We start from the raw sequence: 21406 nt of genomic DNA on the forward strand, positions 1-21406 counted from the left end.
GGGCCATACAATCGCGTAGGGCCAACCCCCACCTTCCTGTTTCTTGTTGTGTCGCAACTCCAAGATAACAGCGGTGGGCGGTTGGCCCTTTTTGTTTCTAAGCGGTCACGCAGATCGGCGATGAACCTTTTTTTTGCCTACGGAACTGTACCGGCGCTCAGGCGAACGAGTAGAACACCCGGAACTGCACCTTGCGCTCGCCCCAGAACTCGGCGGCGTCGCGGAACACGTCGAGCAGCACCTCGCGCCCTTCCTTGTCAAACTTCTGCGCGATCGGCAGGCCTTCCAGAACGATGACAAAGCCCGGCTGCGGGCCGGCCTTGTAGATCAGGTCGGTCAGGCAATCCGCCAGCGCATCGAAATTCTTGCCGAAATGCTTGGGGAAGATAAACGACGTTGCGATCGTTTCCAGGACCTCGGCCTTGCTGGCGCAATGCGCGCAATTGGCATAAAGGAAATGCTGGCCGAGATCGGCGGCCGCCTGGGCCAGCTCGGGCACACGGAAGGCGCGGATCGACTGGACGATGTTCGGACGCACCGTCTTGAACAGGTTCATGGCCCCCTCGCTGGTGCCGTCAGCCCAGCCTGCACCGGCCGGCATGGCCACGGGCGCGTTCGCGGGCGGAAGTTTGTCCGTGAGCTCTTGGCGCTGCGGCATCGTCAGCACGTTGTCGTATAGGTTCTGGGCCTGCTGCTGAGCCCGCTGCCAGCCATCTCCGGCGCCGCGCTCTTCGCGGGCGGCAAGGGCGTCGCCCAGTCCGAAAATGTCAGTCATCATTTGAGTATCCGTTTGAAGCTGTTGTAGTGGTCTTCCGTGTAGTAACAATCGTTGGCAGCGCGCTGTTCCCCGCCGCATACGATCCGCCTGGCTCCCCGGTTCCGGCTTCTGGCGCTCTTTACCGTGTACTCGCGGTAGTACCCGCGTTCTTGTTGCGGCAGGAGGCGTTCGTAATTGCCGAACCTGGTTCCGTCCTTGTCATACGGGAACGGGCCGCCGGCTTCGATGCGCTCAAGGGTCTGCCGTGCTTCGTTGGGCAACTGCTGCACTGCAATGGTTCCCATGCCTTCGGTCTGCGCCTGGCGCGCCAGCGCGGGCTGCGCCAGGGCCAGCACCAGTGCCGCGCCGGTCATTGACCGGGCCAGCATCCGCGCTGCCTGCTGCATCAAGGGTACTTGGGAAACCACGTTGCTTGTCTAGGTTGAACCGGAAATCGAGCCTGCCGCTGTTTGGGTAGACGATCTGTCCGGGCCACCCTGGCCGGCAACCTCGCGCGCCTTGTCCTGCACGCGCCGGATGCCAACCGCACCGGGGCGCTCATGGCGAGCGCCTGTATCAAAGGCGTAAGGTTACGCGCATGCACGCAATTAATCAATCCCGGCCCGGGCGCAGCGGGAATTCTTCAATTGTTTCAATATGTTAAGCGTATGTGGGCGCATACTAACTGTTACCGTCAGGCGACAAAAAAGCCGGGCGAACCCGGCTTTTCCGAAACCCTTGCAGCAGGCGGCTTAACGCTTGGCAGCCGCGTCCACCACCACCAGCGAGGTCATGTTGACGATGCGGCGCACCGTGGCCGACGGCGTCAGGATGTGCACCGGCGCCTTCACGCCCAGCAGGATCGGGCCGATCGCCACGTTGTTGCCCGCGGCAACCTTGAGCAGGTTGTACGAGATATTGGCGGCGTCGATGTTCGGGCACACCAGCAGGTTGGCTTCGCCCTGCAGCGTGCTGTCCGGCACCAGCTGGTCGCGCAGCTTCTGGTCGAGCGCGCTGTCGCCATGCATTTCGCCGTCGACTTCGAGTTCGGGCGCGCGCTCGCGCAGGATGGCGAGCGTATCGCGCATCTTGCGGGCCGAAGGCGCCTCGGAGGAGCCGAAGTTCGAGTGCGACAGCAGGCCAACCTTGGGTTCGATACCGAAGCGCTTGAGCTCTTCGGCAGCCATCAGCGTGATCTCGGCCAGTTCCTCGGCGGTCGGGTCCACGTTGACGTGGGTGTCGACCAGGAAGATCTGGCGTCCCGGCAGCACCAGGCCGTTCATGGCCGCGTAGACCTTGCCGGTGCCGCCCAGCACCTGGTCGATATAGCGCAGGTGCGCCGCGGTGGTGCTGACGGTGCCGCAGATCATGCCGTCGGCCTCGCCCTGCTTGACCAGCATTGCGCCGATCAGCGTGGTGCGGCGACGCAGTTCCAGCTTGGCGTACTGGGGCGTGATGCCCTGGCGCGCCATCATCCGGTAATACGCGTCGGAGTAGTCGCGGAAGCGCTCGTCGTGCTCGGGGTTGACCACGGTGAAGTCGACGCCGGCGCGCAGGCGCAGGCCGAAGCGCTCGATGCGGTGCTGCAGCACGGCCGGGCGGCCGATCAGGATCGGGTTGGCCAGCTTCTCATCGACGATCACCTGCACCGCACGCAGCACGCGCTCTTCCTCGCCCTCGGCAAAGACGATGCGCTTCTTCTCCATCTCGACCTTGCGCGCGGCGGCGTAGATCGGCTTCATCAGCGTGCCCGAGTGGTACACGAACTGCTGCAGCTGCAGGCGGTACGCGTCCATGTCCTCGATCGGACGGGCAGCCACGCCCGACTTCATCGCGGCTTCGGCCACCGCCGGGGCCACCTTGACGATCAGGCGCGGATCGAACGGCTTCGGGATCAGGTATTCCGGGCCGAACGACAGATCCTGGATGCCATAGGCAGTGGCAACGATGTCGCTCTGCTCCTGGCGCGCCAGCTCGGCCAGCGCGTTGGCGGCGGCGATCTCCATCTCGCGCGTGATGGTGGTGGCGCCGCAGTCCAGCGCACCGCGGAAGATGAACGGGAAGCACAGGACGTTGTTGACCTGGTTCGGGTAGTCGGTACGGCCGGTGGCCATCACCGCGTCCGGCCGCACTTCCTTGACCAGCTCGGGCGCGATCTCCGGATTCGGGTTGGCCAGCGCCAGCACCAGCGGCTTGTCGGCCATGCGCTGGACCATGTCCTGCTTGAGCACGCCCGCGGCGGACAGGCCCAGGAAGATATCGGCGCCGTCGATGACCTCGCCCAGCTTGCGCTTGTCGGTTTTCTGCGAGAAACGGGCCTTTTCCGGGTCCATCAGCTCGGTACGGCCTTCATAGACCACGCCGGCCAGGTCGGTCACCCAGATGTTCTCGATAGGCAGGCCGATGTCGACCAGCAGGTCCAGGCAGGCCAGCGCGGCGGCGCCGGCGCCCGAGGCGACCAGCTTGACCTTGCTGATGTCCTTGCCGACCACCTTCAGGCCGTTGATGACGGCCGCGGCCACCACGATCGCGGTGCCGTGCTGGTCGTCGTGGAAGACGGGAATCTTCATCTTCTCGCGCAGCTTGCGCTCGACGTAGAAGCACTCCGGTGCCTTGATGTCTTCCAGGTTGATGCCGCCGAAGGTGGGCTCGAGCGCGGCGATGATCTGGACCAGCTTTTCCGGGTCCTTCTCGTCGATTTCGATATCGAACACGTCGATGCCGGCAAACTTCTTGAACAGGCCGCCCTTGCCTTCCATCACGGGCTTGGAGGCCGCGGCGCCGATGTCGCCCAGGCCGAGCACGGCGGTGCCGTTGGTGATCACCGCGACGAGGTTGCCGCGCGCGGTGTAGCGGAAGGAATTGGCCTGGTCGACCACGATCTCTTCACAGGCCGCGGCCACGCCCGGCGAGTAGGCCAGCGCCAGGTCGCGCTGGTTCGACAGCGGCTTGGTCGGGGTGACGGAAATCTTGCCGGGGGTCGGAAACTCGTGATACTCGAGCGCCGCTTTGCGCAGCGCCTCACGCTGCTGCTGTTTCAGATCGTCTTGGGACGGGGACTGCTGAGGGCTGGTCATCGGCGCATTTTCCAATCGGTGGAGCCGTCATTGACGTGGCGGGGACGATCGGCGGACCGGCTCCACGTGTCCGCCCTTCTCTTCCTTTGGAACCCAGCATTTTATATAGTGAAATACTATTTCACAATAAGCCTTTTGCTTGGGGCACCTTTGCGATTCGGTACAATATGCCCCATCCAACGGGGCAACACCAGCAAGCGTAGCGCCGCCCGGCGCATGGCTGGTGACTCGCTGCGGTCATGGCTGTCATGCGCGGCAGTATCTTGCTGAAACGCTGCCGGCGCCGCATCCTGATGCGCCCTTCCGAGTCCTTCCGTCCCTCCGGTGCCTGCCGGCCGGGCAAACACCTGTCCACTGCCAGCTCGCCGCGATGTCCGACGCCCAGACCGCTCCGCACGCCCCACTTTCCGAGTTCGACCTGATCTGCCGCTATTTCACGCGGCCGGTGCATAAAGCCGCACTCGGCGTGGGCGACGACTGCGCCCTGATCGAAGGCCGCCCGGGCCATCACCTCGCCATCAGCACCGACATGCTGGTCAGCGGCCGCCATTTCTTTGCGGACGTGGCGCCCCGCGCGCTTGGCCACAAGGCGCTGGCGGTCAACCTGTCCGACCTTGCCGCGATGGGAGCCGAGCCGCGCGCCTTCACGCTGGCGCTGGCCCTGCCCGAGGCCGACCCGGCATGGCTGGCCGAGCTGGCCGACGGCATGCTGGCGCTGGCCGACGCCCACGGCTGCGAGCTGGTCGGCGGCGACACCACGCGCGGCCCGCTGACGCTGTCGCTGACCGTCTTCGGCGATGTTCCGCACCGCGCCGCGCTGCGCCGCGACGCGGCACGCCCGGGCGACGACATCTGGATCTCCGGCACGCTCGGCGACGCGCGCCTGGCACTGGGCGACTGCCGTGGTGAATGGCTGCTGCCCGAGCCCGACTTCACCCAGGTACGCCCACGCATGGACATGCCGACACCGCGCGTGGCACTGGGCATGGCGCTGCGGGGCGTGGCCCATGCGGCGCTCGACATCTCCGACGGCCTGATCGGCGACCTCGGTCATATCCTGGCACGCTCGCAGGTGGGCGCGCTGATCGATGTCGACGCGCTGCCGCGCTCGGCGGTGCTGGCCAGCCAGCCGGAAGCGATCCAGCGCGAATGCATATTGGCGGGCGGCGACGACTACGAGCTGTGCTTCACCGCCCCGGCGGGCAACCGCGACGCGCTCGCCGCGATCAGCGAACGGCTGGCGTTGCCGCTGACGCGCGTCGGCGCGATCACACCGGAGCCGGGCCTGCGGCTGGTCGACCATGCCGGCAACCCGACCCGCTACACCGGCGCAAGCTTCGACCACTTCGCCTCCTCCTGACACCGGGGCACAGGCGTGTCATGATGCCGGCATCGGCGCGCCGCGCGGGAACCGGAGTCCCGCCTTCAGCAGCAGTGACAGCAGCACGCCGGCCAAAACCATAAGCAGCATCCGCATCACACGAGCCAACCTTGATGTCCACCATTCCCCCCGGGGCCGCTCCCCGCGATCCCGCCATGACCCTGGAAGCCGGCCAGACCGTCAAGGTCACGCGCCCGACGGCGCGCTTCATGCTGGCCCATCCGGCCCACCTGATCGCCTTTGGCTTCGGCTCCGGCCTGTCGCCGGTCAGTCCCGGCACGGTCGGCACGCTCTACGCGTGGCTGTCGTTCGTGGCGATGTCGCTGTGGATCGAGCCGGCCACCTGGCTGTGGATCATAGGCGCAGGCTTCCTGGTGGGCCTGTGGGCCTGCGCCAGGACCGCCCGCGACATGGGCGTGCATGACCACGGCAGCATGGTGTGGGACGAGATCATCGCGTTCTGGCTGGTGCTGGTTTTTGTCACGCCAACCGATTTCTGGGGGCAGTTCGCCGCCTTCCTGTGGTTCCGGCTGTTCGATATCGCCAAGCCCGCGCCGATCAGCTACTACGACCGCACGCTCAAGGGCCCCGGCCTGCGCGGCGGCTTCGGCGTCATGTTCGACGACATCTTCGCGGCCTTCTACACGCTGCTGGTGTTCGCGCTGTGGCGCTCGTTCTGAGCCCGGCCCATTCCAACAACCCCCCGAGTCCACCATGTCAGTCAGCCGCCTGCTCGACCAGCTTGCCGTCCAGTCCGGCGTTGCCCTTGCCGAAAAATCCCTGATGCTGGCCACCGCCGAGTCCTGTACCGGCGGGCTCGTCGCCGCCGCCATCACCGATGTGTCGGGCTCGTCCGGCTGGTTCGAGCGCGGCTTCGTCACGTATTCCAACGAAGCCAAGTCCACCATGCTGGGCGTGCCGGCCAAGCTGATCCGCGACCACGGTGCCGTCAGCGAAGAAGTCGCCCGCGCGATGGCGGAAGGCGCGCTGCTGAACAGCCGCGCGCAGGTTTCGTTGTCGATCACCGGCGTGGCCGGTCCCAACGGCGGCACGCCGGAAAAGCCGGTAGGCATGGTGTGCTTTGGCTGGAGCAACCGCATCACCACCATCGTGGAGACCCAGCGCTTTCGCGGCGACCGGGCGCAGATCCGGCGCCAGGCGGCGGAGCACGCCATGCGGGGGTTGCTGGAGTTGCTGCGCAATGAGGCCTGAGGCCCTGCCGCCCACGCAGACCCAAAAAAAACCGCGCCGTTTGGCGCGGTTTTTTTATCCTTGCGCCTGCGGCAGTCAGCCGTGGCGGTAGCGGTTGATGGTCTCGCGCGTCTGCAGCGCGACATTGCGCGCCGCTGCCGGGAAATCCTTCTCGCGGCTGGCGTACAGGATCGCGCGCGACGAGTTGATCATCATGCCGGTGCCATCCGCGGTACGCCCGGCCTTGACCGTCGCCTCGATATCACCGCCCTGCGCGCCGATGCCCGGGATCAGCAGCGGCATGTCGCCGACGATCTGGCGCACGCGCGCGATCTCGTTGGGGAAGGTGGCGCCCACCACCAGGCCCATCTGCCCGGTAGTGTTCCAGCGCTCGCGCGCGGCCTCGGCCACCAGCTGGTACAGCGGCTTGCCATCGACCTGCAGGAACTGCACGTCGGAGCCGCCGGGATTGGAGGTGCGGCACAGCACGATCACGCCGCGGTCCGGGTAGGCCAGGTACGGCTGCATCGAATCGAAGCCCATATACGGGCTGACCGTGACCGCGTCGGCGCGGTAGCGCTCGAACGCCTCCAGCGCATAGTGCTCGGCGGTCGAGCCGATATCGCCGCGCTTGGCGTCCAGGATCACCGGGATGCCGGGGTGCGCGTCGTGGATGTAGTGGATCAGCTGCTCGAGCTGGTCTTCGGCGCGCTGCGAATGGAAATACGCGATCTGCGGCTTGAAGGCGCAAACCAGGTCGGCGGTGGCATCGACGATCTCGCGGCAGAACGAGAAGATGGCGCCGCCCGCGCCGGTCAGCGACAGCGGCAGCTTCTGCGGATCAGGGTCGAGCCCGACACACAGAAGGGAATCGTTGCGCTGCCAGGCGGCAGCAAGCTGCTCGGTGAAAGTCATGGGATGATCGAAATATCCTGGTGGCGCCGGCGCCTCATGGGACATCCAAGTCCCAGGCCGGCACGGTTGGCCGCAGCGGCGTGAAAACCTTTCATCCCTGCAGCATATGTCGTTTCCGGCAATTTTACCCGCTGCGTGCTATCGTTTTGCGCTTCCTCTCAAAACAAAGAGCGGCATCGCGCACAGCCGCCAGCCTGCAGTCATGTCTCTCGATCGCCGCGGTATTTTCCTGCTTGTCGTACTGACCCTCGCCTGGGGCATCAACTGGCCCATCATGAAGGTCGGGGTTGCGCATTTTCCGCCGATGGGCTTCCGCCTGCTGTGCATGGCGGGCGGCGTGGTCGCGCTGGGCCTGGCGCTGCGCCTGCGCGGCGATTCGCTGGCCGTGCCACGGCGCGAATGGGGCACCGTGTTCCGCCTCGCCCTGCCCAACATGGTGGTGTGGCACCTGTTCGCCATCTGCGCGGTCAAGATGCTGTCGTCGGGGCGCGCCGCCATTCTTGGCTACACCATGCCGATCTGGGCCGTGGTGTGGGGTCTGGTCTTCTTCCGCGAACGCATCGGCGGCTGGGCCTGGATCGGCATCGGCTGCGCGCTGGCGGGCACGGTGCTGCTGCTGTCGGGCGAGATCAGCGCGCTGACCGGCAGCCCCGCCGGCACGCTGCTGATGCTGCTGGCCGCGGCCGGCTGGGGCTTCGGCACCCAGCTGATGAAGCGCACCCAGACCGACGTGCCGATCGGCGCCATGACTTTCTGGATGCTGCTGGCGACCCTGCCCTTCCTGCTCGCCGGCACGCTGCTGCTCGAGCACGGCTGGCGCATGCCGACCGCTGTCGAATGGGGCGCGATCGCCTACAACGCGGTGGTGGTCTTCGCCTTCTGCCACCTGGTCTGGTTCGGGCTGGCGCGCAGCCTGCCGCCGGTAGTGTCGAGCCTGTCGATCATGTTTATCCCGGTGGTCGGCGTGTTCTCGGGCATGTGGCTGCTGGGCGAGCAGCCGCACTGGCAGGACTACGCCGCCATCGTGCTGATGTTCATGGCCTTGTCCTCGGTGATGCTGGCGCCGCTGCTGTGGCGCCGGCTGCGCGGTGCCGTGGGCTGAGGCCGCTGGCAAGAGGGCGGAGCGCAACGGCCGCGCCGCCCCCACGGAGATTTCACTTAACAAGCGCCCCTTCGTTGGGCTACACTCGCGGCCATCACAATCCCGGAGAAATTACGTGGGCAGTAGCATCGGGTGTTCGAGTTGGCGCAGTCATGCGGCCACTGCGAATGCCATGTCACTGCGGGCTGCGTAACGACGACCCGCCCGGAGCACCCGGCTCCGCGCTTCGTCGGCCTTGCCCGCAGTCAGAACTGCGGGCGAGTGTCTTTCCGTGCCACCGGCGGCGCCTTCATGCGCGCCCCACCGCGGCGGATCTTCCCTCTCCCGGCTAGCCAGCCAACCCAGGCAAACGCCATCGCCTTGGCCGCCCTGCGCCCGCGCAGCCGCGGAACAGCGCGATCACGCTTGCCCGTGGCCCGGCCTTTCGCGGCTTGCCGCTGGGCCATGACGGGACATGACGCAATACCTGGGATGCGGCGAGCCGCCTGCGCTTGTCTTCGCGCTTGTCATTGTTTTTCGTCGCAAATCAGCAATAAGGAATCCCGGGGATGATCAACCTGTTCGTCCTGCAGAAAGGCCGGCTTGCCCAGGAGCAAGTCGACGAGCGCAATGAGCTGCTGCAGCACAAGCCGATCTGGATCGACGTCGTCAACCCTGACGACGAAGAGCTGAACTGGATCAAGGAAGCCTACGGCGTCGCCCTTCCCGAGCTGGAAGACCTGGGCGACCTGGAGGCGTCGGCGCGCTATTTCGAGGGCGAGGACGAGAATATCCATATCCGCACCGACTTCCTGCTCGACGAGGAAGAGGTTTCGCGCAACGTGCGCGTGGCCTTCGTGCTGACCAAGGACGTCCTGTTCTCCATCCACGACGAAGACCTGCCGGTGTTCCGGCTGGTGCGGCTGCGTGCGCGCATGCGCCCGGGCTCGGTGCGCAACGCCAAGGACGTGCTGATGGACCTGTACGCGACCGATGCGGAATATTCGGCCGACTCGATCGAGGAAGTCTACGAACGCCTGGAAGAAGCCAGCCGCCGCGTGCTGGCCGAGAACGTGACCGATGCCGCCGCGGCCGACGTGCTGGAAACCATCGCCCGCGAGGAAGACCTGAACGGCCGCATCCGCCGCAACGTGATGGACACGCGCCGCGCGGTGTCCTTCCTGATGCGCAGCCAGCTGCTGTCGGCCGAGCAGCAGGACGAAGCGCGCCAGATCCTGCGCGATATCGACTCGATCGAGAACCACACCGCGTTCCTGTTCGACAAGATCAACTTCCTGATGGATGCGACCGTCGGTTTCATCAACATCAACCAGAACAAGATCATCAAACTGTTCTCGGTGGTGTCGGTGGCATTGATGCCGCCTACGCTGATCGCAAGTATCTATGGCATGAACTTCAAGGTGATGCCGGAACTGGACTGGGCCGCGGGCTATCCGTGGGCGATCGCGCTGATGGCGGTGTCGGCGGCGATCCCGCTGGTGTATTTCCGCCGCAAGGGCTGGCTGAGCTGAGACACGGAGGCCTGTCGGGCCTCAGTCCGGCAACGTCGCCGCGCCCATCCGGCGCGCGATGATCCCCGCCTTGGCGCGGAAATTCACCCGCACGTTGGCGCAGTACTCCTTCTTGTCGAAGCACTTGGGAGCTGGCAGCGCCGCCGCCAGCCGCGCGGACTGGCCGATGCTGAGCTTGTCGGCACTGGTGCGGAAGTAGTGCTGCGCCGCGGCTTGCGCGCCGAACACGCCCTCGCCCCACTCCACCGAGTTCAGGTAGATCTCGTAGATGCGCTGCTTGTCGAGCCAGAACTCCAGCATCCACGTGATCGCCAGCTCCTGCCCCTTGCGCAGGTAATGCTGCTCGGACGACAGGAACAGGTTCTTGGCCAGCTGCTGCGTGATGGTGGACGCGCCGCGCACGATGCGGCCGCGCTTCTTGTTGCGCTCCCACGCATCGAGCATGGCATCGAGTTCGTAGCCGGGATGATTGACGAAGCCCGAATCCTCGCTGGCGATCACGGCACGCTTTAGGTTGCGCGAGATGCGCTCATACGGCACCCACTCGCGCTCCAGCCGGCAGCTCCACAGGTTGACGCCGCACAGCCGCCAGCGCTCGGCCCGCATGAAGGTCGTGCTCGACGGGTTGACGTACTGCCAGCTGGCAATCTGCACGAAGAAATACAACTGCATCGCCAGCACGCCCGCGACCACGCAGCCCAGCAGGTAGCCGAGCCAGCGCAGCGGATTCAGCACCGAGCCGGCGGAGGCAGCGCCGCGGGCGGCGCTGGCCGTGCGGTTGCGGATGGCCACGGCCGGCGACGCCTCGCTCAGCCCTTGCGTTCGGCCTGCAGCGCGTCGCGCAGCTCGGCCAGCACGGGCGCGGTGCGGGGGCGCACGCCGCGCCAGATATAGAAGGCCTCGGCGGCCTGCTCGACCAGCATGCCCAGGCCGTCGCTGGTGCGCGCACCGCAGCGCGCGGCGAACTGCAGGAACACGGTCGGCTCGGCACCGTACATCATGTCGTAGGCCAGCACGCCTTCGCCCAGCAGGAACTCGGGCAGCGGCGGCACTTCGCCGTGCAGGCTGCTCGACGAGGCATTGATCACGATGTCGCAGGCCTCGTCCTCGGACAGGCCTTCCAGCGCATCGAGACCGCCGCCCCACAGCTCCACGCCGAACTGGTCGGCCGCTTCGACGAACTCTTCGAGCATGTCGCTGGCGCGCGACGCGGTGCGGTTGGCCACCACGATGCGCGACGGACGCGCCTCGATCAGCGGCAGCATCGCGCCCATGGCCGCGCCACCCGCGCCCAGCAACAGCACGCGCTTGCCTTCGACCAGCGTGTCGAGGTTGTCCTGGATATCGCGCACCAGGCCCACGCCATCGGTGTTGTCGCCGTGGATCAGCCCATCCTCGATCCACAGCGTGTTGACCGCGCCGGCGGCTTCCGCACGCTCGGTCAGGCGGTCGGCCAGGTCATAGGCCTCGAGCTTGAACGGCACCGTCACGTTGCAGCCGTAGCCGCCGTCGGCGAAGAACTTGCGCACCGTATCGGCAAACCCGTCCAGCGGCGCCTCAAGCCGGTCGTACTGCACCGCTTCGCCGGTCTGGCGCGCAAAGGCGGCGTGGATCGCCGGCGAGCGGCTGTGCGCAATGGGATTGCCGATCACCACATACTGGTCCGGCGTGTTGTGGATGCTCTCTGGCGTAGTGTCTGGAGTGGTCATCAGCGTGCCTGCAGCCGGGTTTCCAGCCCGCTGCGCGAAAACTTGAAGGTGGAAATGACTTCCAGGATGTCCTGGCGTGCCGCCATTTCCGCGGTGAAGGCGCCGAACGGCGCCGCAGCGCGCACGATCGCCACGGCCTGGCGGTCCAGCGCCGGATCGCCCGAGCTCTTGACCACGTCGATGGCGTCGATGTTGTAGCCGTCGCGGTTGTAGCCGAGCTTGCCGAGCCGGTTGACGTTGATCACCAGGATCAGCTGGCCATACAGCGGCTTGCCGTTGCGTTGCGGGAAATCGGTGGTGCCGCGCGCCTCGATCTTGCGGCGCAGCCGGTCGTAGTACTGCGCGTAGTCGACCGCCTGCGCGCTGGTCGCGGTCAGCTGAAAGCGCTTGGGCCGCTTGGCGTAGTGGTCCAGGTTGCGGCCAATCTCGGCTTCGAGCTTGGCCATCTCGTCGGCCGAGGTGCGCTCGTCCTGGCCGCGCTGGGGATTGTCCTGGCGCTTCTCGCCGGGCTTGAGCAGCTGGCTGCGCACCGCGGGCGCGGACTCGCGCGCCTGCGTCAGCAGGCGCTGCTGCTCCAGCTCGAGCTGCTCAACGCGGCGCTGCACCTGGCGCACCAGGTCGCCTTCCTGCGTCACGGTCTGCGCGGGCAGCGGCGTGGTGGCGCGCTGCAGGTCATGGTCGCCGCCGCCGTCCAGGTTGGCTTGTGCCAGCGCGGTCGGGTTGCGCGGCTTCTGCGCCGATTTCGCGTTGACCAGCACCACGTCAAGCGGCGAGTCGGTGCGCTTGATCTCGAACACCTCGGGCGCGGCTACCCGCACCATCAGCAGCAGCGCATGCACGACCAGGGAAATGGCCAGCGCCTTGGCCAGCGTACTGCTGTTGTGCCACCTGGCATGCCACCAGTGGCGGGGAGCGGCGAGTGCGGCGTTCACGATGGCGGGAATTTGGCTCGGAAGGTGCGAGGCGACAGGTGGATGGACATTCCCGGCCGGCCGGGAATGTCGCTAGGCATTGTAAGTGAGCCCCGCCGATTTCCGAAGGCTTCAGCCGGCGGCGGGGGCGCCGGTGTCGCGCTCAGCCGACGGCTCCGCCGATGCGTCGCCACCGGCGCCCGCGGCGACATCGTCCGCAACTCCGTCGGCCGGCGCGGCGGCCAGCTCGGCGGCTTCTTCCGCGGCAGCTTCGGCAGCGGCTTCGGCCGACATTTCAGCGGCTTCCTCGTCGCTTTCCAGCTCTTCTTCAGGCAACACGCCCTCGCCGGCGAAGATCTCCAGCACGCGGCACGAGACTTCCAGCGTAATCTCGTCGGTCTCGCCGATCTCAAGCAGCACCTGGGTGCCGCGCTGCGCCTGAACCAGCTCGGGGACGCGCGTGACCAGCGGAATCTCGGTAAAGCGCACCGCGCCTTCCTTGAGCACCGCGGCGACCATGCGCTCGCGGTTCTCCTGCTTGAGCCAGCGCAGGCACCAATAACGCTCCATGGTCGACTGGTGGTCGGCATACGCGGCGTAAGTGCCTTCAAAGTCAGCCACGGCGGCCAGCAGGTCGGCATCCTTGGGCTTGAACGGCGCCACCAGCTTGGCGGTCACGCCGTGCTGCGCCACCGCCAGGATCTGCCACTGGTTGACCAGGTCGACGTAGCGGCGCAGCGGCGAGGTGCTCCAGGCGTACTGCGCCACGCCCAGCCCCTCGTGCGGTGCAGGGTAGGTTTGCATGCGGGTGCGATGCATGCCCCACGCCTTCTGCGTGCGGTAGATGCCGGGCACGCCGTTGTCGGCCAGCAGCTTGCCCCAGGTGCTGTTGGCCAGGATCATCAGCTCGGCCACGATCTTGTCCAGAGGCGAGCCACGCTTGCGCTGCTCGATGCGCACGCGCTGGCTGCCGTCGGGCTGGTCGTCGAGGTAGAAGTTGAAGTCGGCGCGGTTGTGCGACTCGGGACGCAGGCCGCTGGCCAGGCGCGCCTTCTGGCGCTCGTCGTACAGGTAGCCGGCGAAGTGCCACAGCTGGGTCAGGGCCTCGCGGAACGGGTAGTCGCCGGTGCCTTCGGCCAGCGAGGCCTCGGTGATGACATCGTCCAGCAAGTTGTGGCGCAGGTTGGCGGCGATCGGCACCATCTCGGCGCGGGTTTCGCTGCCGGTGATCAGCCACACCGTCGGGTCCACCGTCACGTACAGCGACAATGCCGGGCAAACCCGGCCTTCCTGCAGCGTGTAGCGCTCTACCACCGGGTCAGGCAGCATGGTGATCTTGTCGCCCGGGAAGTACACCGTGGACAGGCGCTGGCGCGCGATCGCGTCGAGCGGCTCGCCGCGGCGGATGCCCAGCGCGGGCGCGGCGATATGGATGCCGATGCGCAGCTTGCCGTCGGGCAGCTTCGTCACCGACAGCGCATCGTCGATCTCGGTGGTGGTGACGTCGTCGATCGAGAACGCCTCGACCTCGGCCAGCGGCAGGTCGGCAGACGGCTCGGGCACGTCGGTATCGGGGAAGCCGGTGCCCTTCGGAAAACACTCGGCGAGGAACTTGGCCTCGTGCAGGGCACGCGCGCTGGCGACGCCGCCGGCGGCCACCATCAGCCGCATCGGCGTCATGCCGAGCGCGGTGCAGGCCGCGTCCATGGCCTTGTATTCCAGGCTGTTCTTGTCCGGCTTGAACAGCAGCTGCAGCACCTTGTTGCGGAACGATTCCGGCAGCGTCAGCGCCTTGAGCTGTTCTTCATACTCGGACTGCACCAGCGCCTGCTGGCGCTTGCGCTCGAGCGCGGCGAGCGCGGCCTTGAGCTGGTCTTCGGGCGCGCGCTGGTAGCGGCCGCGCCCCTTGCGGCGGAAGTACACCGGATTGCCGTGCAGCGCCATGGCAAGCGCCGCCTGCTGCACCGCGCCGGGCTCGGCGCCGTAGTACTCGGCGGCCAGCTCGGCAAAGCCGAACTCGGCCTCGGGGGCGCATTCCCACAGGAAGTCCAGGTCGATCTCGGCCACCATGTCGCCGGTCTGGCGGACCAGCTCGATCGCCGACGGCTGCGCAAACTGCAGCAGCACGTCGCGCGACTTGACCTTGGTGCGCTTGCCGGCCGGCAGTTCCACCTGGTAAGCCTCGCCCTGCTGGTTCAGCACGGTGCCGGCGCGGATTTCGCCGCCTTCTTCGAACAGCAACTGCATCGATCGGTACTTTCAGAAATGCGCGGAACCGCGTCGGGGCGCCACGGAGTGGGCGCAGCGGCGGATCCTGTGGGAGAAATGGTGCGAACGGCATCGGCCGGCGGCGCGCTGCGCGGGCGCCGCGCCCGTGGCCACGAGGCCAGGCCGCAGACCCGGAATGATACCGCACCGCCGCTGCGGACCCCGGCGTGCGCCCCGGGCCGGTGCAAGCCGGCGGACGCCGGAAATGATCGGAGGGGTCAGAGCGACATGCCGCCGCTGGCTTCGATCGCCACGCCGTTGACGTAGCTGGCGTCGTCGCTGGCCAGGAAGGCGTAGATGCTGGCGATCTCGGCGGGCTCGGCCAGCCGGCGCAGCCAGCACGACGACTTCATGCCGTCGAGCACCTTGTCGGGCACGGTCTGCAGGATCTCGGTATTGACGAAGCCTGGGCAGACGGCATTGACGCGCACGCCCTTGGGACCCAGCTCGCGCGCCCAGGTCTTGGTGAAGCCGATCACGCCGAACTTGCTGGCGGCGTAGTTGGTCTGGCCGAAGTTGCCGTACAGGCCGACCACGCTGGAAGCGTTCAGGATCACGCCCTTGCCCTGCTCGGTCATGATCGTGGCGACTGCCTGGGCGCAGTTGAAGACGCCCTTCAGGTTGACGTCGATCACGGCATCGAACTGCGCCTCGGTCATCTTGGCCAGGCGCGCGTCCTTGGTGATGCCGGCGTTGTTGACCAGGATGTCGATGCGGCCGTGCGCGGCCATCACTGCCGCCACCATGGCGTCGACTTCTTCGCGGCGGGTCACGTCGACCCGGTAGGCCGACACGCTGGCGCCGGTGCCGGCAAGCTTGCCGGCGGCTTCGCGCACGCGCGCTTCATTGACGTCGCACAGCACGACGATGGCGCCTTCGGCGGCGAAGCGCTGCGCGGTGGCAAAGCCGATGCCAGCGGCGGCACCGGTGATGATGGCAACCCGACCCTGCAGTTTCATCTCGTTATCTCTTGATTTCGGTAGTGTGTGAAGTGATGGGGCCGCGGTCTGTGCTGCGCCGGAACATCGGTAGCGCAATCGCCTTGGTCCCCGGGGCTGGCCGTGCCAGCAGGTCCGGCAAGAAGACCTCTGTCACGAGCATGACGCCGTCACCGCGCCGGAATACGGAGCGCCGCGCAGGCAGCATGGGCAGCGGCGCCATCGCCGGCAGCACGCGCTGCAGCGCCTGGCGCAATGGATGGTGCGGCAGCAGCCGGGCGAACTGGAACGGGTCGCGCGTCACTGCCGGATCGATAAACAGCCGTCCGCCCAGCGGGCGCGCGCCCAGCCCTCGCAGGAACGGCCAGTCGCGCCGCGCATGGCGCAGGCGCACCACGGTGTGGGCAAAGACCGCGGGAATATCGTCGCAGATCAGCAGCACTTCACGCGTCAGCGCCGGGACGCGGTCGTGCTGGCCCAGCACCTGCCATTCATCGGCCAGCGGCCGCAACGGGCGCTGCAGCAGCTGCGCCACGCGAAAGCGCCCGGACGCGGCCACCAGCCGCGCGGTCAGCGAACCGTCGTCGCCTGTCACCCAGCGCCGCAGGTTGGGCGTGATCGCCGCATCGAAAGCCAGGTGCGAACTCCAGCCGCAGCGGCGCGCAGACTGCGCGCTCATGCCGCGCCCGCGCCGGCCGGCACCTCGGGCATCTTGCCGCCCGGGCCATAGCCGCAGAAGGCGAGCACTTCGTCGACGTAGTCGGCAAATTCGCCGATGCCGTGGTCGCTGCCCTCGATCACGCGGATATTCGCGCCGGGGCAGGCGGCCACCATTTCACGGTAGTCCAGTACCTCGTCGCCGGTGGCGGCGAGCAGGTAATAACGTTCGGGGCGCGTGATGACGTTCACGCGCAGGTCGAGCAGTTCCTGCAGATGGCGGCGCTCGACCGTGACCGAGCCGCCCCCGTGCCACAGCGGCTGCTCGCCGAGGTATTGCTCCAGGTCGGTCCACGGATGGACCGCCGGGTTCAGCAGCACGGTCTTGCAGCCGTGGCGTTCGCCGAGCCAGCGCGCATAGAACCCGCCCAGCGACGAGCCCATGATGGCGACTTCCTGGTCGCCGCCAGCCTGGGCGGCGCGGATGGCGGCCTCGGCCTGGGCGATCGCCAGCGCCGGCGAGACATTGAGTTCCGGGCAGGCGTAGTAGCGGCCCACGCCCCACTCGCGCATGCGCTCCTGCACCAGCCGCGCCTTGAACGACTGCGGTGAGGAGCGGAATCCGTGCAGGTACAGCAGCATGGCGGTCCCCTGCGGCTCAGGCCGCCGCGGCCAGCGCGTCCAGCAGCTTCTGGTGCACGCCGCCGAAGCCGCCGTTGCTCATCACCAGCACGTGGTCGCCCGGCTGCGCCGCGGCGCGCACGGCACGCACCAGCGAGCCCAGGTCCTGGAACGCGTTTGCCTTGTCGCCCAGCGGCGCCAGCGACCCGGGCAGGTCCCAGCCCAGCGCATCCTTGCCGGCCGGGGCGCCGTAGCCGAACACCAGGTCGGCCTGCTCCAGGCTTGCCGGCAGCTGGGCTTTCATCACGCCCAGCTTCATGGTGTTCGAGCGCGGCTCCAGCACCGCCAGGATGCGGGCGTTGCCGACACGGCGGCGCAGCCCTTCCAGCGTGGTCTGGATCGCGGTCGGATGGTGGGCGAAGTCGTCGTAGACGGTCACGCCGCCGACCTCGCCGCGTACTTCCATGCGACGCTTGACGTTGGCGAAGCGCGACAGCGAAGCAATCGCCTGCTCCGCCGGCACGCCCACGTGGCGCGCCGCGGCGATTGCCGCCAGCGCGTTCATGCGGTTGTGCGTGCCCTGCAGGTCCCACACCACGGTGCCGATCACGGCGCCGTTGAACCAGACGTCGAAGGCATCCTTGCCCGGCGGCGCGCTGTGGGCGGCATCGCTCTCGCGCCAGTCGCCCATGCCGAACTGCTCGACCTCGCTCCAGCAGCCGCGCTCGAGCACGCGCGCCAGGCTTTCCTCGACGCCATTGACGACCAGCCGGCCCTGGCCCGGCACGGTACGCACCAGGTGGTGGAACTGCGTCTCGATCGCCGCCAGATCCGGGAAGATGTCGGCGTGATCGTATTCCAGGTTGTTCAGGATCGCGGTGCGCGGGCGGTAATGCACGAACTTGCTGCGCTTGTCGAAGAACGCGGTGTCGTACTCGTCGGCCTCGATCACGAAGAAGTCGGATTCGGTCACGCGCGCCGAGATGCCGAAGTTCTGCGGCACGCCGCCCACCAGGAAGCCCGGGTTGTAGCCGGCATCCTCCAGGACCCAGGCCAGCATCGACGTGGTGGTGGTCTTGCCGTGGGTGCCGGCCACCGCCAGCACCCATTTGCGCGCCAGCACGTGCTCGCCCAGCCATTGGGGGCCTGACACATAAGGCAGGTTGCGATCAAGAATGGCTTCCATCAGCGGATTGCCGCGCGAAACCACGTTGCCGATCACGAACAGGTCCGGCTCCAGCGCCAGCTGGGCGGGGTCGAAGCCTTCAATCAGCTCGATGCCCTGCGCTTCCAGCTGGGTGCTCATCGGCGGATAGACATTGGCATCGCAGCCGGTGACGCGATGGCCGGCCTGCTTGGCCAGCACCGCCAGGCCGCCCATGAAGGTGCCGCAGATGCCAAGGATATGAATATGCATGGGTTCCCGGGAAGACATGAAGCCCGCAGGCTTGGGGACTCGGCACCCGGCGCTCGCGCGGCGGCAGCGTGGCCGCATGGTGATGGCAGGCCGGGCAGGAAGCCACTGATTGTACCCGAGCGCCGGCGGCCTTCGCTGCACCGCGGCACCGGCGGCCGCCTCCCTGCGGCGCCAGGCGTGCGCTCCGGTATCATGGGGTAATGAGCCGACGTACCCCGCCCGACCCCACCCGCCTGCGCGAGGAAATCGCCCAGGCCGCCGCCCGCATGATCGCGGAGGACGGCGCCGACTACGCCACCGCCAAGCGCAAGGCCGCGCGCCAGGTGCTGGGCGAGCAGCGCGTGCCCGGCGAATGGCTGCCCGACAATGACCAGGTCGAGGCCGAAGTGCGCGCCTACCAGGCGCTGTTCCATGGCGACACCCAGCCGCGCGTGCTGGCCCTGCTGCGCCGCGTGGCCCTGCTGGCCATGGAGGACCTGGCGCCGTTCCGGCCTTACCTGGTTGGCGCCGTGCTGAACGGCACAGCGACCGAGCACTCGGACGTTTACCTGCAGTGCTTCTGCGACAGCGCCAAGGACGCCACGCTGCACCTGCTGAATGCGGGGGTCGACTTCGAAACCAGCGAAAGCCGTCACTTCGGCGGCCGCGCCGATGTCGAGACCCTCAGCTTCCTGTGGAAGGGCCAGTGGCCCGACCGTCGCGAGGCCCGCCAGCTGGCTGGCGAGGTGCGCGCGGAACTGGGTGCGCCGGTCGGCATCCATATTGCGCTGTATGATGCCGTCGACGAACGCGGCGCAGTACGTGCCGACGCCTCCGGGCGGCCCGCCCGCGCGGACCTGCAGGCCGTACGCGCGCTGATCGGCGAAGTTGCCGGCACCGGCCCGTCCTGAATCCCGGTCGGCGCTCGTCCACTCACCCTGCCATTACTCACCAGTCCAGCTCGCCCCATGACTGATTCCGTCTCCTCGCCCGTCCGCCGCTCCCGCCTCTGGCTGTGGATCGTGATTGCCGTGGTGGCTTGCGCCGCGGGCGCGTTTGCCGGCCACTTCGTGTTCTCGCCGAAGCCGGCCAGCGACCAGGCCGTCGAGGCGTTCTTCCAGGCGCGGCTGCCGGACCCCGCGGGCACCGAGCTTGACCTCGGCAAGCTGCGCGGCAAGACGCTGGTGGTGAACTTCTGGGCGCCGTGGTGCGGGCCGTGCGTGGAAGAAATGCCCGAGCTGACCGCGCTGCACGAGGAATACAAGAACCGGCAAGTCGAGTTTGTTGGTATCGGCATCGATTCAGCCAGCAATATCCAGCAGTTCACCAGGAAAGTGCCGGTCGCCTATCCGCTCGCGGTGGCAGGCTTCGCCGGCACGGAACTGTCGCGCAACTTCGGCAACAGCGCCGGCGGCCTGCCCTATACCGTGGTCATCAATCCCGACGGCAGCGTCAAGTACCGCAAGATGGGACGCGTCACCGCGGAAGAGCTGCGCGCGGTGCTGCCGCGCACCTGAGTAAGTTCTTTCGATATCTCCGGTCAATTTCGGATTTCTGGCGCGATTTTTTCCTTTTCTGTGCCCAGAGGCCGGGAAAGTGCCGAAATCGGCGCCGCATCGTCCGGAAGCCCTCCAGCTTTGTATCCCGCGCTAGACAAATCCCTCTAAGCTACGGTAATCTCCGCGCAATTTCGTTGATCTGGTCGAGCCGCCGTGACTGCAACCCGCTCCATCCGTCGCTCAGCCCGCTACCGCAAGGTGCTGGTCCTGCATGGGCCTAACCTGAACCTGCTGGGCACGCGCGAACCGGAGACCTACGGGCACACCACCCTCGCCGATATCGACGCAGCGCTGGCCGACCATGCATCCAAGGCCGGCATTTCCCTGGCTTCGTTCCAGTCCAACCATGAGGGGGCACTGGTCGACCGCATCCACGCCGCGCGCGAGGAAGGCGTCGATTTCATCATCATCAACCCGGCGGCCTACACGCATACCAGCGTGGCCCTGCGCGATGCGCTGGCCGGCGTGGCCATCCCGTTCGTGGAGGTCCACCTGTCCAACGTGCACCGCCGCGAGAGCTTCCGTCACCACTCCTATTTCTCCGACGTCGCTGTCGGGGTGATCTGTGGGCTGGGCTGGCAGGGATACCTGCTGGCACTCGACTATGCGCTCGCCCAGGAACAGCCGCCGCCAGGGAGCCCGGGGCGCTGACCCCTGCCAGAATTTTTGACGAACCTGCGCGCGCCGCCCGGCGGTCCGCGCCCGTTGCGCGTGCTGCGGCACGGCGGGCGCGGCTCCGTGGTGGGCGCCAAATGATTTCTTCCGCCGCAGCCCAGTGGGGCAGCGGCCGGACAACCTGATTCAGGAGGATAAGAAGATGGACCTGCGCAAGCTGAAGACGCTCATCGACCTGGTGGCCGAATCCGGCATCTCCGAGCTGGAAGTCACCGAAGGCGACGGCAAGGTACGCATCGTCAAGCAACCGCCGCAAATTGTCGCCGCGCCAATGGCGATGCCGCAGCTGCAGGCACTGCCGGTCGCGCCGGCCGCGCCGGTTGGCACCGCCGCCCCGGCCGCCGAGCCGGTGGCGCAGCTGCCCGCCGGCCACATCGTGACCTCGCCGATGGTGGGCACGTTCTACCGCGCGCCGTCGCCGGGCGCCGCCCCGTTCGTCAATGTCGGCGATTCGGTCAAGGAAGGCCAGACCGTCTGCATTATCGAAGCCATGAAGCTGCTCAACGAGATCGAGTGCGACAAGGCCGGCGTCATCAAGGAAATCCTGGTCGAGAACGGCCAGGCTGTGGAATACGGCCAGCCGCTGTTCGTCATCGGCTGAGCCTGAAAGGCATGCCGCGCCCAGCGCTGCCAACGGCCGCCCGCGCGGCGCCTGGCACAGCACCGGCGCGGCCCTCTACGGCGTTTCAGGACGCCAGGGACGTTGTGGGCATCGCGACCCGTTCCGTGCAGTTCCAT

Annotated in this window: 21 protein-coding genes; 9 read left to right on the forward strand and 12 right to left on the reverse strand. The window is 67.2% G+C overall.

All coding sequences use genetic code 11. The features are described from left to right. Positions 1–157: 157 nt before the first annotated feature. The 3 genes from VSR71_RS32190 to VSR71_RS32200 form a co-directional block, all read right to left on the reverse strand. A complete protein-coding gene (locus VSR71_RS32190) occupies positions 158–778 on the reverse strand; it encodes a barstar family protein (protein ID WP_342917611.1) in 621 nt (206 codons plus the stop codon). Then, entirely contained in the window at positions 775–1146 is a 372-nt protein-coding gene (locus VSR71_RS32195) for a ribonuclease (protein ID WP_342917659.1), read from the reverse strand. The genes VSR71_RS32190 and VSR71_RS32195 overlap by 4 nt, the downstream gene beginning before the upstream one ends. A gap of 363 nt (positions 1147–1509) precedes the next feature. Further along, positions 1510–3834, reverse strand: a complete 2325-nt coding sequence (locus tag VSR71_RS32200; RefSeq protein ID WP_342917612.1) for an NADP-dependent malic enzyme — start codon at positions 3832–3834, stop codon at positions 1510–1512. A gap of 370 nt (positions 3835–4204) precedes the next feature. Here VSR71_RS32200 and thiL point away from each other — a divergent pair, with 370 nt between their 5' ends. From thiL to VSR71_RS32215, 3 genes are all read left to right on the forward strand, one after another. Further along, positions 4205–5194, forward strand: coding sequence for a thiamine-phosphate kinase (thiL, locus tag VSR71_RS32205; protein WP_342917613.1), 990 nt, complete (start codon positions 4205–4207; stop codon positions 5192–5194). A gap of 134 nt (positions 5195–5328) precedes the next feature. Continuing rightward, positions 5329–5895, forward strand: coding sequence for a phosphatidylglycerophosphatase A (locus VSR71_RS32210; protein ID WP_342917614.1), 567 nt, complete (start codon positions 5329–5331; stop codon positions 5893–5895). A 34-nt stretch (positions 5896–5929) separates the two neighbouring features. Next, the gene (locus VSR71_RS32215) at positions 5930–6427 is read left to right on the forward strand and encodes a CinA family protein (RefSeq protein ID WP_342917615.1); all 498 of its coding nucleotides are present in this window, start codon (positions 5930–5932) and stop codon (positions 6425–6427) included. 75 nt (positions 6428–6502) lie between these two features. On the opposite strand, the gene pyrF is transcribed toward VSR71_RS32215, so the two are convergent. Next, positions 6503–7321 (reverse strand): orotidine-5'-phosphate decarboxylase, encoded by an 819-nt coding sequence (gene pyrF, locus VSR71_RS32220; RefSeq protein ID WP_342917616.1) that lies wholly within the window; start codon positions 7319–7321, stop codon positions 6503–6505. Between the two features lie 202 nt (positions 7322–7523). Between pyrF and VSR71_RS32225 the strand changes: the two genes are divergently transcribed. Both VSR71_RS32225 and corA read left to right on the forward strand, forming a co-directional pair. Then, a complete protein-coding gene (locus VSR71_RS32225) occupies positions 7524–8423 on the forward strand; it encodes a DMT family transporter (RefSeq protein ID WP_342917617.1) in 900 nt (299 codons plus the stop codon). A 548-nt stretch (positions 8424–8971) separates the two neighbouring features. After that, a complete protein-coding gene (corA, locus tag VSR71_RS32230; RefSeq protein WP_209763733.1) occupies positions 8972–9934 on the forward strand; it encodes a magnesium/cobalt transporter CorA in 963 nt (320 codons plus the stop codon). A 21-nt stretch (positions 9935–9955) separates the two neighbouring features. Here the strand turns inward: corA and mtgA are convergent, their stop codons facing one another. The 8 genes from mtgA to mpl all read right to left on the reverse strand — a co-directional run bounded on the left by mtgA (position 9956) and on the right by mpl (position 18455). Further along, the gene (gene mtgA, locus VSR71_RS32235) at positions 9956–10657 is read right to left on the reverse strand and encodes a monofunctional biosynthetic peptidoglycan transglycosylase (RefSeq protein ID WP_342917660.1); all 702 of its coding nucleotides are present in this window, start codon (positions 10655–10657) and stop codon (positions 9956–9958) included. 86 nt (positions 10658–10743) lie between these two features. Beyond that, the gene (gene aroE / locus VSR71_RS32240) at positions 10744–11643 is read right to left on the reverse strand and encodes a shikimate dehydrogenase (protein WP_342917618.1); all 900 of its coding nucleotides are present in this window, start codon (positions 11641–11643) and stop codon (positions 10744–10746) included. After that, a complete protein-coding gene (locus tag VSR71_RS32245) occupies positions 11643–12575 on the reverse strand; it encodes an energy transducer TonB (RefSeq protein WP_342917619.1) in 933 nt (310 codons plus the stop codon). The genes aroE and VSR71_RS32245 overlap by 1 nt, the downstream gene beginning before the upstream one ends. 111 nt (positions 12576–12686) lie before the next feature. Continuing rightward, positions 12687–14801 (reverse strand): ribonuclease catalytic domain-containing protein, encoded by a 2115-nt coding sequence (locus VSR71_RS32250; protein WP_342917620.1) that lies wholly within the window; start codon positions 14799–14801, stop codon positions 12687–12689. 239 nt (positions 14802–15040) lie between these two features. Continuing rightward, positions 15041–15781: a 3-oxoacyl-ACP reductase FabG gene (gene fabG, locus VSR71_RS32255; protein ID WP_342917621.1), complete on the reverse strand. Its 741-nt coding sequence runs from the start codon at positions 15779–15781 to the stop codon at positions 15041–15043. Between the two features lie 4 nt (positions 15782–15785). After that, the gene (locus VSR71_RS32260; protein ID WP_342917622.1) at positions 15786–16439 is read right to left on the reverse strand and encodes a chorismate--pyruvate lyase family protein; all 654 of its coding nucleotides are present in this window, start codon (positions 16437–16439) and stop codon (positions 15786–15788) included. Continuing rightward, positions 16436–17059: a YqiA/YcfP family alpha/beta fold hydrolase gene (locus tag VSR71_RS32265; RefSeq protein WP_342917623.1), complete on the reverse strand. Its 624-nt coding sequence runs from the start codon at positions 17057–17059 to the stop codon at positions 16436–16438. The genes VSR71_RS32260 and VSR71_RS32265 overlap by 4 nt, the downstream gene beginning before the upstream one ends. Positions 17060–17075: 16 nt before the next feature. Further along, positions 17076–18455, reverse strand: a complete 1380-nt coding sequence (gene mpl / locus VSR71_RS32270; RefSeq protein WP_342917624.1) for a UDP-N-acetylmuramate:L-alanyl-gamma-D-glutamyl-meso-diaminopimelate ligase — start codon at positions 18453–18455, stop codon at positions 17076–17078. A 200-nt stretch (positions 18456–18655) separates the two neighbouring features. On the opposite strand from mpl, the gene VSR71_RS32275 reads away from it, so the two are divergent. From VSR71_RS32275 to accB, 4 genes are all read left to right on the forward strand, one after another. Continuing rightward, on the forward strand, positions 18656–19345 hold the full coding sequence (locus VSR71_RS32275) for a UDP-N-acetylmuramate--alanine ligase (protein WP_342917625.1): 690 nt from the start codon (positions 18656–18658) through the stop codon (positions 19343–19345). A 57-nt stretch (positions 19346–19402) separates the two neighbouring features. Further along, on the forward strand, positions 19403–19951 hold the full coding sequence (locus VSR71_RS32280; protein ID WP_342917626.1) for a TlpA disulfide reductase family protein: 549 nt from the start codon (positions 19403–19405) through the stop codon (positions 19949–19951). 195 nt (positions 19952–20146) lie between these two features. Then, the gene (aroQ, locus tag VSR71_RS32285; protein WP_209763747.1) at positions 20147–20644 is read left to right on the forward strand and encodes a type II 3-dehydroquinate dehydratase; all 498 of its coding nucleotides are present in this window, start codon (positions 20147–20149) and stop codon (positions 20642–20644) included. A 166-nt stretch (positions 20645–20810) separates the two neighbouring features. After that, a complete protein-coding gene (accB, locus tag VSR71_RS32290) occupies positions 20811–21269 on the forward strand; it encodes an acetyl-CoA carboxylase biotin carboxyl carrier protein (RefSeq protein WP_342917627.1) in 459 nt (152 codons plus the stop codon). The last annotated feature ends 137 nt before the right edge of the window (positions 21270–21406 follow it).

The sequence above is a fragment of the Cupriavidus oxalaticus genome, from assembly GCF_038900635.1.
Taxonomy (GTDB): domain Bacteria; phylum Pseudomonadota; class Gammaproteobacteria; order Burkholderiales; family Burkholderiaceae; genus Cupriavidus; species Cupriavidus oxalaticus_B.

Excerpts from the sequence above, each read along its gene's own strand:
- VSR71_RS32190 (WP_342917611.1), bottom strand. The coding sequence starts at position 778 with ATGATGACTGACATTTTCGGACTGGGCGACGCCCTTGCCGCCCGCGAA.
- corA (WP_209763733.1), top strand. The coding sequence starts at position 8,972 with ATGATCAACCTGTTCGTCCTGCAGAAAGGCCGGCTTGCCCAGGAGCAA.
- VSR71_RS32225 (WP_342917617.1), top strand. The coding sequence starts at position 7,524 with ATGTCTCTCGATCGCCGCGGTATTTTCCTGCTTGTCGTACTGACCCTC.
- VSR71_RS32280 (WP_342917626.1), top strand. The coding sequence starts at position 19,403 with ATGACTGATTCCGTCTCCTCGCCCGTCCGCCGCTCCCGCCTCTGGCTG.
- VSR71_RS32275 (WP_342917625.1), top strand. The coding sequence starts at position 18,656 with ATGAGCCGACGTACCCCGCCCGACCCCACCCGCCTGCGCGAGGAAATC.
- thiL (WP_342917613.1), top strand. The coding sequence starts at position 4,205 with ATGTCCGACGCCCAGACCGCTCCGCACGCCCCACTTTCCGAGTTCGAC.
- fabG (WP_342917621.1), bottom strand. The coding sequence starts at position 15,781 with ATGAAACTGCAGGGTCGGGTTGCCATCATCACCGGTGCCGCCGCTGGC.
- aroE (WP_342917618.1), bottom strand. The coding sequence starts at position 11,643 with ATGACCACTCCAGACACTACGCCAGAGAGCATCCACAACACGCCGGAC.
- VSR71_RS32215 (WP_342917615.1), top strand. The coding sequence starts at position 5,930 with ATGTCAGTCAGCCGCCTGCTCGACCAGCTTGCCGTCCAGTCCGGCGTT.
- VSR71_RS32265 (WP_342917623.1), bottom strand. The coding sequence starts at position 17,059 with ATGCTGCTGTACCTGCACGGATTCCGCTCCTCACCGCAGTCGTTCAAG.
- VSR71_RS32210 (WP_342917614.1), top strand. The coding sequence starts at position 5,329 with ATGTCCACCATTCCCCCCGGGGCCGCTCCCCGCGATCCCGCCATGACC.
- VSR71_RS32195 (WP_342917659.1), bottom strand. The coding sequence starts at position 1,146 with ATGCTGGCCCGGTCAATGACCGGCGCGGCACTGGTGCTGGCCCTGGCG.
- accB (WP_342917627.1), top strand. The coding sequence starts at position 20,811 with ATGGACCTGCGCAAGCTGAAGACGCTCATCGACCTGGTGGCCGAATCC.
- VSR71_RS32250 (WP_342917620.1), bottom strand. The coding sequence starts at position 14,801 with ATGCAGTTGCTGTTCGAAGAAGGCGGCGAAATCCGCGCCGGCACCGTG.
- VSR71_RS32260 (WP_342917622.1), bottom strand. The coding sequence starts at position 16,439 with ATGAGCGCGCAGTCTGCGCGCCGCTGCGGCTGGAGTTCGCACCTGGCT.
- VSR71_RS32200 (WP_342917612.1), bottom strand. The coding sequence starts at position 3,834 with ATGACCAGCCCTCAGCAGTCCCCGTCCCAAGACGATCTGAAACAGCAG.
- mpl (WP_342917624.1), bottom strand. The coding sequence starts at position 18,455 with ATGCATATTCATATCCTTGGCATCTGCGGCACCTTCATGGGCGGCCTG.
- pyrF (WP_342917616.1), bottom strand. The coding sequence starts at position 7,321 with ATGACTTTCACCGAGCAGCTTGCTGCCGCCTGGCAGCGCAACGATTCC.